Below are 14,547 nucleotides of genomic sequence, written 5' to 3' on the forward strand. Positions count from 1 at the left end.
ATCATGCGTTTTTCGTAGGGTGCAAAACGCCGTAGGCGTTACGCACCAAAGGCTGGTGCGCAAGAAAGGTACTTGCACACCCTACGAAAATCACCTGTTTTTTCCTTTAAAAATGCGTGATAACTTATGTCGAACTACTTAACGTTCTCTTTTATTTAAAATCGAATAATCAATCATTTAAATGCTGTAATTTATTTCAAGCCCACTTGCTGCTGTAAAAAAGGTTGGCGCTCTGTCTCTGACCATAAACCAGCTTGATCCGCCGCTAATTGAGCCGTCACCAATTTTTTCATCATATTTTCCTGTGAATCTAAACCCAATAACTCTGGATACAGCATATCATTCTGCCGCCAAAGCTCTGCCTGATGCCACGCTGAAAGCAGATCCACCTGCTTTTGCTCCAGCACCATTCCAGGATGCGGCCACACTAGGCTATTTTCTGCATAAAACGGCATGCTATTGTCGAAATACTGAGCATTGCTATCTCTATCTTGCCAATACCAAAATGGTGCCGCACTTAAAAGAAAAGCTTGCGCTTCTGAATTAAGCGCATCTGCAATCACTGCAAACAAACGAGAATCTGAAAATCGTAGAATGCCATTCTGACGCGCATCATCCCACTCCACCAAGGTGCATCGCTGTATATGCTCCGCAATAGATTCAAACGCCAAGCCGCCCAATAAAAATACCGGTTTTGTTTTATTGAAAAGAGTGATTAATGCTTTATTAAGTAATGCCCCTGATGAAGCTAAAGGAAAACGCAACAATCTTGGGCCAATTTCTGCCGAATCAGCATGCTGAGTTCCAGCAAGCACCATAAAATCATTGCTTGCATGATACTGGCGTTTTATTTTTTGTATTTCTCTCTCAGAAAAAAGAGCTTGCTCAAAAAGAACATCAAAATACGCATAGCGATGATTTTCTGCTTGAAGTAAATCTGCCCATTGCGTTGGTGTGGCAGCAGTTAGTATTTGCTCGGCTTTTATCATTTTGCGGTGACCAATGGATTACCTTGTTTAATGGCCGAAGCCAAACATTCTTTACAAACCGAATTAGGAAACTGCGGCAAAGGCGGGTTCATTTGCGCTGGCCCGCTCACATCATGAGTCGCGCCTTTTATCGTGACCGTACCTGGGCAATGAATCTCGATATCGCCGCCCTTTAGCCGGATATAGCCGCCCCCAGCGGTGACCAGAATTTCGTCTTTGGCAACGACGTGGATGCTTTCCTTACAGGCGGTGATTTTTAAATCTTTATCGCCGGTAATTTCAATATCGTCACTTTGCGCTTGCAGCTGGATTTTACCTTTGGCGGCGATCAGTTTTAGCGCAACTTTATCTTTCACCCCCGCAACAAACAGGCTGATGTGTGATCCCACGTTATGAATCCAGCGACGGCCGGAGGTTTGATTGCTGTCGCGCTGGGCGACCAGATCAAGGTTGGTACCGGCAGCAATCGTCTGGCTTTGCGGGCTGGTGATGGCTACGCCGTCTTCCCCGTGCAGTAGGATGATTTTTTGCTGGCCTGCTTGATCTTTGGATTTGCTTTTGCCGTCTTTATCGGTGTTGCTGCCCGCTTCAAAGCTTTTGCTAGCGTGCACATGGTGGTGCAGATGGCCGGTAGCGGCTTTGCTGCCTGCGCTGTTGTCTGGTTTAACCGTTTGATCGTCTTCGCCGGTTTCGATGGTATCGGCAAGTTGATTGGTGGCCGTTTCGCCTAGGCTTTGGGCCAACGCTAAGGCCGATTCTAGCTGGCTTTGCGCGGTGCTGTGATCGAGTTGCTTGCCGCTAGCGCCGCTTTTAACTTCGGTGCTGATCAGCAGGCCATTGGCGCGAATTGCACCTTGCATATCACTGCGCAGCTCGAAACCTTCGCCGCGTGGCTCACCTTTTCCGTCGCTGCGGGGGTGGATCAGATAGCCAAGGTTGAGCTGGGTTTTGCCGTGCTCGCTGGATAATTTGGTGCGGACTTCGCTTTTTGTATCGTCAAACAGCAGCTCGCCGTATTGACCACCTTCATGCTCTTTGGTTTTGATACCGGATAATGTTTTGTTAGCAGGTAGAGCACCTGCGCCGCTGAATGCCGGCACAGGGTGGCTGCCGTTATAGACCACGCCAGTGATAATCGGGCGGTCAATATCGCCTTCGATAAAGCTCACCGTTACTTCTTGGCCGATGCGCGGGATAAATTGATGCCCAAAGCCTGCACCCGCCGATGGATAGGCGACGCGTATCCAGCAGGAGGATTTATCGTCTAGGTTTGCACCAAACTCAGGATGTTCTGCGGGGCGTTGCCAGTGGAACTGCACCTTAATTCGGCCTTGCTCGTCGGTATGCACTTCTGATCCGGCAGGGCCGACCACGGTGGCGGTTTGCAGGCCTCGGCTTTTGGGCCTGCTGTGCTCTGCATGGGCAAAATCGGGGATTATCGGCTGGCCGCGTCTTTGGGCGGTGAAATCGGCTTGATAGGGTTTGGCGGCAGTAGCGGCTAGCAGGCTGGGGGCAACTAGGCCTAGTTGCTGTGTTAAATCTGCTGGCAAATTATTATTGGCGGTGAATTTTAGTTCGGTCACGGCAAATTCGCGCTGCTCGGCAGCATCCCATTCGTGGGCGGGATGCTCTTCTAGCCGAAACCACTGCCCAGCTTGCAAGCTGCGCAATGCCCCAGAGCCAGCGAAGGACTTCTTTCGCCCGTCATGCGCTTGCTGGCGCAATTGTGCGTAGTGGCTTAAGCCCTCTGCATCACTGGCGTAATACAGTGCTTGTGGATCGTAATCTTCAAGGCTGGCTTGCAGCTGTTGCCCGCCATCGCCTTGGTCAATATGACTTTCATCAAAACTTTGGTTAGTTGTGGTGGCTTTGTAATCAAAGCTAGCCAAAGATACCGAGCTGCTGCCCACTTGCCGCTGAGTTGTCCATTCGGTAAGAGAATCTGACTCCTCCGTAGCGTCTTCCCTATGAAAGCGAACTTGCATTTCCTGCGCTTCTGGAAGCGCAAAGGCATCATCAAAGATCACCAGTTGTACTTGCGGGCTATCTCCAGCCAGATGCTCAAATCGCCACGAAAGCCCTTCCTCCGCCAATAAGCGGGTCATAAAATCGAAATCTGATTCTCGGTATTGTAAACAGTAAGATCGAGGCGCGTGCGTGCCAGAGAGTTTGAAATCTAGCGTTTGCACGGCGGCAAACACGGGGTTTTTGGTTTGATGCTCGGCTAAAACTTGTTTGATAATGTCGGAAACAGATAAATCCTGAAAAACACGTGAAGTGCGGCGGTAGCGGAGTAAGGCAAACGGGGATTCTACCGTCAGCGCATATTTAGCAAAGCCCCCATCAGAGCCAAGCAATTGTGCTTGGGAGATAACCCCGCAGCGCTCAATCTCTGCGCCATTGGCATCAGCCACAGATAAAACAATGGGTAAGCCAAGTAAGGATTTAAGCTCTAGAGCGCCATCGGGTGACAGGCAATCTATTTGGTAGCAGTAAGCTTGGTTAATCCCTTCGTGCCCCTCCACTCGCTGTGGCAGCAGCTGCTCTCCCCATACCCCCCCATCGCCAAGTTGCAGGGAAATAAGCCGTTGATTTTGTGAGAAAGCAGCGGCAAAGGAGGCGAGCAAATCTGTAGCGCTCATACGGGGTAATCCACTACTAAACTAAAATGCAACATTACATCAAACTTTACAATATCGCACTACATCATTATTCTCAGGGCATATCACTGCAAGGTAAACTACCTATAGGCCATTTGACTAATCAGCATTGCATTGCTGCACTCAAAATAACTGGCCCAGCACTTCTAGCCCGAACACACACATCGTCAGTGCGTCTTTCTATTTGGGCATGCATCGCACACCTTCGTACACTCTATTTTGTCTAACGATTGGCTCAAGGCACAGACCGAGCGGCGGCAAGCTACAAAGCGTACGTTCTCTTCATGCGCTAAATCGCGATAAGCGCGCATCACATTGTGGCTTAGAAAATCAGTAAATAAGATTAATAGATCTGCGCCTTTTAAGCTGGCAGGCTTGCGCTGGTGCGCTGCATTACGCCCTGAAACATGCTTATGCACCTTAATACCGTAGCTGGATAAAAGATCAGGAATATTGCCCAGTACATCTGCGCCAACCAAATATGCATTCATGCTATTGCCTCGATAGAGTGGATGAATTGATTCTCCTATAAATGATAATGATTATCAATAGCATTTTTATTACAAGCCACATGTAAGCTTTAACTGCCAGCCGTGCAATAAGCAGCCCAATCACCCACAAAAAATAGATCCAAGATAAAAAAATGCAATAAATCATCTAAATACACGGTGTTTTTTTCATACATTCATTTGAAAATAAGCCTACAGCGGCCGCTAAAATCAAGTTACATCGTGCTATTTTCACCCCAGTAATAAGGTAAACACATTATAAAAATAGATGCTCTATGGGGTGGATTCACACGAAATACAACACCTTCAAAGTAATTGAACACTTCACACGGCAAATTAATGTTGCACTGCGATAAGATCAAACTCGGTCTTATTTGACTCAGGCCAATATTCAAACTGACATAAACCTCCATTGTTTGCCCATTGCACTGATAACCATGAGGAAACAGATATGTTGATTGCCATTCCCGCCGAAGTGCTGCCCGGGGAGTTCCGGGTTGCTGCGACGCCGGAGACAATAAAAAAACTGATTAAAGCAGGGCATACGGTCAGAGTAGAGAGTAAGGCTGGCATCCATGCCGCCATCAGCGACGCCGCCTATACCGAGGCAGGTGCTGAAATAGCCAACAATACGGACGCGCTTTATCAGGGCGCGCAACTTATTTTAAAAGTCCGTGCGCCAGAAGCGCATGAACTGGCCCAGCTTCCTTTGCATGCTGCCCTTGTGGCCCTGTTTGATATTCATCGCTACCCCTACTTAGAAGCCCTCAGTAATAAACAAATCAGTGCTTACGCGCTGGAGCTGGTGCCACGGATTACCCGTGCCCAATCGATGGACGTTTTATCTTCGCAAGCCAATATTGCGGGCTATCGTGCAGTATTACTGGCAACGCAATACTATCCCCGCTTTATGCCGATGTTGATGACCGCTGCAGGGACGGTTAAACCAGCAAGGGTGTTGATTCTGGGTGCGGGCGTGGCTGGCTTACAAGCCATCGCTACCGCCAAGCGGCTCGGCGCAATTGTTGAGGTGTTTGACGTGCGCCCCGCCACGCGTGAGCAGGTAGAGTCCTTGGGCGGCAAGTTTATTGAAGTTGCACTTAGCGATGCTGAAAAAGCTGCGGCAGAAACCGCCGGTGGCTATGCACGTGAGATGTCGGATGATTACAAGCTACGCCAAAGCGCATTAATTGATCAACAAGCCCGCCTTGCCGATATTATTATTAGTACGGCACAAATCCCAGGCAAAGCCGCGCCGGTGTTGATCCCTGAGGCCACGATTAAGGCCATGAAAGCAGGCTCGGTGATAATTGATCTAGCGGTAGATAGCGGCGGCAATTGCCCGCTATCCAAAGCCGGTGAAGTGGTGCATAGCAATAATGGCGTGATTATTGTCGGCCATGGCAATTTAGCTAGCCTGCTGGCTGCCGATGCATCCGCGCTTTATGCGCGCAATATGCTGACTTTCTTAAGCCTACTTCAAGATACCGAGGCTAAATACGCCCCGCATTTTGAGGATGAGATCATTAAAGCCACGCTTGTCTGCCATAAGGGCGATGCCTTGTTTGGCAAAAAAACCGAAGCAGCCCCAAGCCGCGCAGCAACCGTTATATAGGGTAATTTTGTGCCCACACGTGGCAAAGCAGCCTATGCCGCGTGGGCACAAAGACGTACCCACCCTACATAACCTCAAAACATATATGGAGTAAGCAATGTCGCTATCTTTAGCCGCCTCTGCCGTGGCAGAAGTCAGCAGCCATACGCTAAGCACGGATCCCTTTATTGGCAGCCTGACTATTTTTATTCTGGCAATTTTTGTTGGCTATCACGTGGTATGGAATGTCACCCCAGCCCTACACACACCACTGATGGCGGTAACTAACGCTATCAGCGGCATCATTATTGTTGGGGCGATGCTGCAAGTCGTGGATATCAACGCACAAGAAATCAGTATCACCAGCGTCTTAGGTGCCGTGGCTATTTTCCTTGCCAGTATTAATATCTTTGGTGGATTTTTAGTCACACAACGCATGTTGGCGATGTTTAAAAGGAAGGCAAAATAATGCAGAACTTTACTTCCATTCTTTATCTGGTTTCTGCCGTGCTGTTTATCTTATCGCTCAAAGGGCTTTCATCGCCTTTATCTGCCAGACGCGGTAATTTCTTTGGCATGATTGGGATGGCGATTGCCATTGCCACTTCGTTTTTTGTTGCCGATAAACCCGTAGTCTGGCTGATTTTAGCCGCCATGAGCGCAGGCGCTGTGGTTGGCGCTTACAGAGCGCGCACCGTAGCAATGACCTCCATGCCCGAGCTGGTTGCCGCCATGCATTCTTTGGTGGGTTTATCAGCAGTGCTGATTGCCATTGCCGCTATTTTTCATACTGGCGTGACCCACGGCAGTATGCAAAAAACCGAGCTATTTATCGGCGCTTTTATTGGTGCAATCACTTTTAGTGCATCGGTCATTGCCTACGGCAAGCTCTCTGGCAAATTTGGCGCAAGAGCCATTAATTTTAGAGGCCAACACGGTTTAAATTTAGTGCTGGCGCTGGCCATGCTGGGCTTTGGCGCTATTTATGTAGTGAGCGATAGCCAATCTTCTTTCTTGATTATGACGGCGATTGCGCTAGCGCTGGGTGTGCTGCTGATTATCCCCATTGGCGGAGCCGATATGCCGGTGGTGGTGTCTATGCTTAACTCTTACTCGGGCTGGGCAGCGGCGGGGATTGGTTTTACGCTGAATAACCCTGTGCTGATTATTGCTGGCGCTTGCGTTGGCGCATCAGGGGCGATTCTTTCCTACATTATGTGCAAAGCCATGAATCGCTCGATTCTTTCGGTGCTGCTCGGTGGCTTTGGGGCTGCAGTTGCCATTGCAGGCCCTGCTGGCTCGGCGCAAAAAAACTACCGTACGGGCAGTGCCGATGATGCAGCGTTTTTGATGGAAAACGCAGAAAGAGTGATTATTGTGCCGGGCTACGGCCTTGCCGTTTCCCGCGCTCAGCACGCACTGCAAGAGCTAAGCGATCTACTCACCGCCCGCGGCGTGGACGTGCGCTACGCCATTCACCCCGTAGCGGGCCGCATGCCAGGGCATATGAATGTGCTACTGGCTGAAGCCGAAGTACCTTACGATAAAGTGGTGGAGATGGAAGAAATCAATAGCGAATTCTCCACCGCCGACGTAGTACTAATTATTGGTGCCAACGACGTGGTCAACCCTGCCGCCAAAAACGACCCTAGCAGCCCCATTTACGGCATGCCAATTTTAGAAGCCTATAAGGCCAAAACCGTGATGGTGGTTAAACGCTCGATGAGTGCAGGTTATGCGGGGCTAGATAATGATTTGTTCTATATGGATAGAACCATGATGGTATTTGGCGACGCTAAAAAGGTGGTGGAGAAGATGTTGCAGGCGGTGCATTAAAATATGTAGGGTGGGCACGCCTTTGTGCCCACGCAGCATAATCAAGCTAATTACCCCAGCAAAAAAATGGCCCAAAAATCATCTGGGCCATTTTTATTACAACCATCAAACCATCAAACGGTCACTGGTTTATCCAAAATTGGCGCGGGCTGCGCCTCTACTTTGGGCTCTAGCTCATCAGGCAACACATCACGCTCTTCGCCCAGCTCGTTTTCCCACTTACAAACCACCCCTGTCGCCACGGCATTGCCAAGTACATTGGTGGCAGAGCGGCCCATATCTAAGAAATGATCCACGCCTAAAATCAGCAATAGCCCTGCTTCTGGAATATTAAACTGCGATAGCGTAGCGGCAATTACCACTAAAGATGCACGTGGTACGCCCGCCATACCTTTTGATGTCAGCATCAAAATCAGCAGCATCATGATTTTTTGCATCAAGGTCAACTCAATGCCGTAAGCCTGCGCAATAAACAAGGTGGCAAATGTGCAATACATCATCGAGCCATCAAGGTTAAACGAGTAACCAATTGGCAATACAAAGCTGGAAATCTTCTTATTGCAGCCAAACTTCTCTAGCTGCTCTAAGGTTTGCGGATAAGCCGCCTCGCTGCTGGCCGTGGTAAAGGCCAGCAATACCGCCCCACGAATCCGGCGCAGCAAAGAAAACACCCGCGTTCTTAAAAATATAAAACCCAGCAAGGTAATCACACACCACAGCATAAAGATGCTGAGATAAAAGCTCGCCACAAACTTGCCATACACCGCCAGTACGTCAATCCCTTCTTTAGCAATCACCGCCGCCATCGCAGCAAACACGGCAACTGGCGCAAAATTCATAATGTAGGTGGTGATTTTCAGCATGACATGGGCCACCATATCAATCACATCCACCAAAGGGGCAACCCGTTTACCCAGCGCCGCACCTGCCACGCCAAAGAAAATCGAAAACACCACAATCTGTAGAATCTCATTCTTAGCCATCGCATCAAAAATGCTACTTGGGAATGCGTGGTGCAAAAAGTCTTTCAGATTCATCGCGGTTTTAACCACACCGCTGTCTGTACCCACGGCGGGTAATGGCAGATTTAAACCCACACCCGGCTCAAGAATGGTCACCATCACCAAGCCCAATACGAGGGACGTGAGCGACATAAACATAAACCAGCCCATGGTTTTAAGACCAATCCGGCCAATTGCGCCGCTATCCCCCATTCTGGCGATCCCTACCACTAAGGTAGAGAAAACCAGCGGTGCAATAATCATTTTGATTAAACGTAAGAAAATATCGCTGAGTAGCGATATATAAGAAGCAAAAGAAGCCAGCGAAGCAGAGTTATCTGCATATTGGTTCACGGCATAGCCACAGATAATACCCAGCACCATAGCTAGGATAATATATAAAGTTAAATTTTTAGACTGCATTACAATTCTCTGTATTCTTACCAAGCAATTCAGTACGGCAATAGAAAAACACAACCACCAAAAAATGCTAGCGAATAAGCTAGATTTAAAGATAAATAAATGATATCTATTTCGACTTAAAACTTACTTAATATTCTATTTTTAATTAATGAAATATTCTTATTCCAAAAACAATAAGCAAGCCAAACGCGGATATTGCTAAGCGGGGACGCAAGCAATACAGCGGTGAGGCCTCACAAACGCAGCCCGCAATGTATCGTTTTTAAATGAAATTCGAATCATCATGCACTCTTACATCACCCTATTACACCGCAAGTCTTACTTGTTCGCATGTGCATTATTTACATCCAAACGAGCAAAGCCTGCCCCAGAGTCTCCAGAGCAGGCAAGGCGTAAGAAAAAAACAATTAACAAACGCTATTTATAAAGGATAAACCAAGTTTTTCAGCAGCTTAGGCTTACAAGGAGGCTGGTGAAATTATTTTCAAAGCCGACACAATACTGTAATCAACCAAACCTCAAATGATACTTAAAACCCTTAAAGTAAGGAAAAAACTGCCTGTGTAAAGCGATAAAAGTAAGGCTACCAATCAGGCCCAGCGTTAACCAAGGCAGGCTTGGCGTATTCAAGCTACGCGCGTTATCGAGTAAAAACCCTCCGCCGGTATAACCAAACAAGCCGCCCAAAGCCAAGCCCATTCGCCCCATTCCCATATAGCTGGCCCTTGCCTCTGGTTGGGCAAAACGGGCCAATAGCGCTTCTCTAGCTGGCTCGGTAATTAATGTGCCCAAATAAAAGAACGTCAGCACCACAAAGGCCGCCACAATCCCACTCACCAAAGCCATCGCGGTCATGCTGATGCTCATTAAAGCAATCCCCGCCAAAACCCGTGTTTCTAAGCTGAAATAACGCTCGCCTAATCTTGCCAAAGGATAAAGTAAGCACAATGCCAGCATGGCATCCAAGCTATACATCCAGCCCACCGCCTGTGCCGTGCCTGCCAATTGTTTTATCACCACAGGCATCAACAGCATGATTTGCACACAGAGCACGTAATAGCCGCTGAGCGTCAGCACAAACACCAAAAAAGGCTTATCAGCCAGCACCGTACGAATTGCTGCCATTGCCGAAGTCCGTTTTGCGGCTACTTTATAAGCAGGCAAGAAAATAGCGTTGACCAAGGCCGTTAATATAAAGGCCGCGCAGCCGCCCATCGCCACCCAATAAAAATCAAAAATCAGCAACCATGAGCCAATCAAAGCCCCCAACATGGCGGCGGCGCTCTCTTGCATCATGAGCAGCGAATAAAAACGATTACGCTCTGCTGGGCGAGTCAGCTTAATAATTAAAGCGCTACGGGGCGGATCAAATAACATGCCACCTAAGCCAGATAGCACGCAGGAAAAAACCAAAATACTGGGGTGACTGGCCCATGCCATCACGGCAAAACCTGCCGCCCGCAGCAGCATCCCAGCCACAATCAAAGGTTTTGCCCCAAAGCGATCCGCCAAAGAGCCACCAATTAAACCCAACCCCTGCTGCGATAACTGCCGCACACCCAAGGCCAAACCCACAGCGGCGGCAGCCCAGCCTAGTTGGTCTACAAAATGCAGACTGATCAGTGGAAACACCAAAAAGAACCCACACACCACCAGCATATTATCCAACATAATAAAACGCCGCCCCAAGCGCCTTGCCCGCTCTGCCCCTGCCATTTTCTTGCCCCTATGAATGATTAATGCATATTCTGGGCCGATGACAGTTATTATAGAAGTCATTAACTGGCAATATTTAATATAGGTTTTTCTTATGTCTCTTAGCCTTGATGATTTGCAATTACTGCTGGATATCGTGGCCTGTGGCAGTTTTAGCCAAGCAGCGGCTAGGCGGGGCTGGTCACAGCCTCAGGTTAGCCAACGCGTCAGCCTGCTAGAGGCCGATTTAGGCGCACAGTTATTTCAGCGCCATCGCCGAGGAGCCATTGCCACGGCAGCTTGCCTCGCCTTTTTACCTTCAGTCAAAGAAGCCTTAGCCGCGCTAGAAACCGGCCGCCAAACGCTACAAGGCGCACCGGCCCTCCCTAGAATGCAGTTAGCCTGTATGCCCTCTTTAGCCTCGGTGATTTTTGGGCCTATTTTGGTGGCGCTCGCCAAAGCACCACTCGAAATCCGCTGCAATAGCGATCATTCGCCCAATATCATGGAGCAGCTATTAAGCGGCAAAGCCCAGCTTGGCTTTATCTTAAAATGTCCGCCCATGGCCGGCATTCAGATGGAGCGCATTTGGCGCTCCCCTATTGTGGCGGTGGTGCACAAACGCCACCCTCTTGCCCGTTCTGGGGTTTTAAGCTTGGCTGAAATTGCCAACCAGCAACTCGCCCCACAATTTTGGGGAGATGGCTGTGACCAGCTCATCAATCAGCTACGCAGTTATCGCACCGCTAGCGGGCCTATTCACGCCATTCAACCCGCCAGCGCAGCCCGCGAAATGGCCATGGAGCATGGCTTTTTAACCTTTATGCCTGAAGTTGCCGTTAAACGAGATTTGCGCGAAGGGCGGCTAATCAAACTAGAGATCAGCGATTTACCTGTTTGGGAATGGGAAGTCATGATGGCGTGGCGCAGCGGCAAGCGCCGCGACAGCAGCAAGCAGCTCGTAATTGATACCGTGAGGGCGATGGCAGCGGACTGGGCTTAAAAAAGTAAGAATGATTCCCAACAAAAAACACGAAGAAACAAGCTTAAGCGCCCGTGTTTTTTCGTGCTTTTTGTGGATTAACCATTTTTAGCCTAAGCGTGATTACAGATTCACCCGCTCAATCTTATTTAAACTGCGCCCCAAAAAGCGCTCGCCCACACTTTGGAATTTAACCGGCACGTCGGTCACGTAAAAGCGGTATTCCGGCGCCTGGTGGCTTGGGTTGGCCATGCCAGAAGACTGCAATAAATCAGCCGCTTGGTCGGCAATGGATAAGGCCGAATCAACTAGTTTCATTCTCCCCCCCACCACGTCTAAAAGCAGCGGCTTAATCAGCGGATAGTGGGTACAGCCCAGAACCAGTGTGTCGATTTTTTCTACAAAGACCGGTTTTAAGTATTCCTGCGCCGTCAGTTTAGTCACCGGATGATCTAGCCAGCCCTCTTCTACCAGCGGCACAAACAGCGGGCAAGCCTGTGAATACACACGATAGCTCGGTTTAATTTGATGAATGGCACGGGCATAGGCGTTAGAGTTGATGGTGGCTGGCGTGCCAATCACGCCAATTCCTCCCGTCCAACTCACCTCTACAGCACTTTTAGCGCCCGCCTCAATCACGTCCAATACCGGCACATTGGCATTGGCTCGCACCAAATCCGCCGCCACCGCCGCCATGGTATTACAGGCAATGATCAGCATTTTTACCTGCTGATTTTGCAAAAACAGGGCAATTTCTTGAGTAAAGTGGGCAATGGTATCCACCGATTTCACCCCGTAAGGCACACGGGCGGTATCACCAAAATAAATAATATTTTCAAACGGCAGTCTGTCCATCAAGGCGCGCACTACGGTTAAACCGCCAACGCCAGAATCAAACACGCCAATAGGATGGGAAGGAAGAGATGGATTTTGCATGGAATGGTATTTTACGCTGGAGTACCGATCTGGGCGAGCTGGATATTTCGGTAATTCGGGCATATAGCGCATATTTTTAGTGATAAAACCGAAAAACCCTTAAACATAATTTTTTTTGCTTAGCGCATATGGGGGTTCAGCCTCCCTAGGATGCTTTGCTCCCAATGAGAGTGCAGAATTGCGCCAATAAAAAATGGCCCGTTCCATTGAAACGGGCCACCACTTAAACATCAGAACTTAAAAGAATTTAAGCCGTTACGCCTTGATGCATCATTTTTTGCAGTTTCTTGGTCGACAAGAGCAAGAGCGCCGCAGCGGCCATCGCCATCCCTACAAATAGCATGAAGAATTCATAGATGCCGTTAATTTGGTAGCCCATAAAGCTTGGGATAGCTTGGCCCGCTTCTGGATAGAAACCCGCCAAGATACCGGCAAACCAGTTGGCCGCCGCGCTGGCGGTAAACCAAACCGCCATCAAAAGCGATGCAAAGCGGGCTGGAGCGAGCTTATTCACCAAGGACAAACCAATCGGAGAAAGACATAACTCACCCATGGTGTGCAGCCAGTACATCGTCACCAACCACATGATCGATACTTTTACGCCTGGCTCGATATGCTTTACTGCCATCGCAATCACGATATAACCAAAACCTAGGAACAGCAGGCCCCAAGCCATCTTGGTTGGTGAGCTTGGCTCTGCGCCGCGCTTAGAAAGAAAAGTCCATACTGACGCCAATACTGGTGCAAAAATCAGCACAAACACTGGGTTTAAAGACTGAAACCATGAAGTTGGCACGGTAAAGCCCAGCACTTCACGATCAAGCGATTCGGCAGCAAAGAAAGTCAGCGAGACGCCCGCTTGCTCAAATGCAGACCAAAAGAAAATCACGAAAAATGACAATACGCCAATCACGATAATGCGTTCGATATCCACTTGAGTCAGCGGTGTATCGCGGATAGCACGCTCTTCTGCACTGATTTTACCTGGTGCCAAGCCGATCAATTTTCCTGCCGGATCAACCAGATACTTGTCACGAAAGCTAATAAAGATCACTAAGGAAATCAGCATACCCACGCCAGCAGTCAAGAATCCCCAACGAAAATCTGCAGGGTTACCCGTATCGCCCAAAGCGCCACAAATCAGTGGTGCCATAAACGAGCCTAAGTTAATCCCCATATAAAAAATGGTATAGGCAGTGTCTTTACGGCTGTCGTTTGGCTCGTAAAGCTGGCCAACCATGGTTGAGATATTGGGTTTAAAAAAGCCATTTCCCGCAATAATAAAACCTAGGCCACTGTAGAACAGCGGGATCGCAATTTTAGCTTCTTGAAACCAAGTACCTGCAAAAAAGAGCAAAAACTGGCCCAAGGCCATCAATAAACCACCCACAACAATAGAGCGGCGATTGCCCCAGAAACGATCGGCGACGTAGCCGCCAACCAGCGGAGCCAGATACACCAAGCCCGTGTATTGCCCATACAGCGCCGAGGTAAAGTGCTTGTCAAAAGACAATGCAGAAATCATAAACAGCGCTAATAAAGCACGGTTACCGTAGTAAGAAAAGCGCTCCCACATTTCAGTGGCGAATAAAAGGTAGAGGCCTTTAGGGTGGCTAGGCTGATTTGCCATCTGGGCATCCTTTGTAAGTATCAAGTGTTGTATTGCTACTATTAATACCTTACAAACGTAGCGGTGCGTTACTTAAAAATCCCACTTTTACAGAGGTAATTTTCACAACTACGGAACTAACAACGCAAAAATTGAACTAAGGCGACGTAAATAGTATTGTTTTTAAACGTGCAAAATGCCCGCTACACCGCGTAAATACTTACTTTCAGCAGAGATCGATTTTCTATATTAAGCAATTTAGGCCAATGCAGAGTTAAAGCAGCCAGAGCATCGCTCTTTATGCCGTAATCGT

The 14,547-nt window shown here is 48.7% G+C and carries 11 protein-coding genes; 4 read left to right on the plus strand and 7 right to left on the minus strand.

What is annotated here, in order from left to right:
- Positions 1-191: 191 nt before the first annotated feature.
- The 3 genes from Q0R17_RS13910 to Q0R17_RS13920 form a co-directional block, all read right to left on the minus strand.
- On the minus strand, positions 192-989 hold the full coding sequence (locus Q0R17_RS13910) for a DUF4123 domain-containing protein (protein ID WP_293935893.1): 798 nt from the start codon (positions 987-989) through the stop codon (positions 192-194).
- A complete protein-coding gene (locus tag Q0R17_RS13915) occupies positions 986-3,631 on the minus strand; it encodes a type VI secretion system Vgr family protein (protein WP_293935894.1) in 2,646 nt (881 codons plus the stop codon). Before Q0R17_RS13915 ends, Q0R17_RS13910 begins: the two co-directional genes overlap by 4 nt.
- A 185-nt stretch (positions 3,632-3,816) precedes the next feature.
- Positions 3,817-4,140, minus strand: coding sequence for a DUF2325 domain-containing protein (locus Q0R17_RS13920; protein WP_046351268.1), 324 nt, complete (start codon positions 4,138-4,140; stop codon positions 3,817-3,819).
- Between the two features lie 469 nt (positions 4,141-4,609).
- On the opposite strand from Q0R17_RS13920, the gene Q0R17_RS13925 reads away from it, so the two are divergent.
- The 3 genes from Q0R17_RS13925 to Q0R17_RS13935 all read left to right on the plus strand — a co-directional run bounded on the left by Q0R17_RS13925 (position 4,610) and on the right by Q0R17_RS13935 (position 7,588).
- Entirely contained in the window at positions 4,610-5,773 is a 1,164-nt protein-coding gene (locus Q0R17_RS13925) for a Re/Si-specific NAD(P)(+) transhydrogenase subunit alpha (protein ID WP_293935895.1), read from the plus strand.
- Between the two features lie 97 nt (positions 5,774-5,870).
- Complete coding sequence (locus Q0R17_RS13930; protein WP_293935896.1) at positions 5,871-6,221, plus strand: proton-translocating transhydrogenase family protein; 351 nt, start codon at positions 5,871-5,873, stop codon at positions 6,219-6,221.
- Positions 6,221-7,588 (plus strand): NAD(P)(+) transhydrogenase (Re/Si-specific) subunit beta, encoded by a 1,368-nt coding sequence (locus tag Q0R17_RS13935; protein WP_293935897.1) that lies wholly within the window; start codon positions 6,221-6,223, stop codon positions 7,586-7,588. The genes Q0R17_RS13930 and Q0R17_RS13935 overlap by 1 nt, the downstream gene beginning before the upstream one ends.
- Positions 7,589-7,701: 113 nt before the next feature.
- Here the strand turns inward: Q0R17_RS13935 and Q0R17_RS13940 are convergent, their stop codons facing one another.
- Both Q0R17_RS13940 and mdtH read right to left on the minus strand, forming a co-directional pair.
- Positions 7,702-9,012: a dicarboxylate/amino acid:cation symporter gene (locus Q0R17_RS13940; RefSeq protein WP_293935898.1), complete on the minus strand. Its 1,311-nt coding sequence runs from the start codon at positions 9,010-9,012 to the stop codon at positions 7,702-7,704.
- Between the two features lie 507 nt (positions 9,013-9,519).
- On the minus strand, positions 9,520-10,791 hold the full coding sequence (gene mdtH, locus Q0R17_RS13945) for a multidrug efflux MFS transporter MdtH (protein WP_293935899.1): 1,272 nt from the start codon (positions 10,789-10,791) through the stop codon (positions 9,520-9,522).
- Between the two features lie 31 nt (positions 10,792-10,822).
- On the opposite strand from mdtH, the gene Q0R17_RS13950 reads away from it, so the two are divergent.
- Positions 10,823-11,710 carry a LysR family transcriptional regulator gene (locus tag Q0R17_RS13950; RefSeq protein WP_293935900.1) on the plus strand — a complete coding sequence of 296 codons (888 nt, stop codon included), beginning with the start codon at positions 10,823-10,825 and terminating at the stop codon, positions 11,708-11,710.
- Positions 11,711-11,812: 102 nt separating this feature from the next.
- Here Q0R17_RS13950 and murI read toward each other — a convergent pair whose 3' ends face one another.
- Both murI and Q0R17_RS13960 read right to left on the minus strand, forming a co-directional pair.
- A complete protein-coding gene (gene murI / locus Q0R17_RS13955; RefSeq protein ID WP_293935979.1) occupies positions 11,813-12,625 on the minus strand; it encodes a glutamate racemase in 813 nt (270 codons plus the stop codon).
- Between the two features lie 247 nt (positions 12,626-12,872).
- Entirely contained in the window at positions 12,873-14,255 is a 1,383-nt protein-coding gene (locus Q0R17_RS13960) for a peptide MFS transporter (protein WP_293935901.1), read from the minus strand.
- Positions 14,256-14,547 lie beyond the last annotated feature (292 nt).

This window comes from Iodobacter sp. (genome assembly GCF_025352645.1).
Taxonomy (GTDB): domain Bacteria; phylum Pseudomonadota; class Gammaproteobacteria; order Burkholderiales; family Chitinibacteraceae; genus Iodobacter.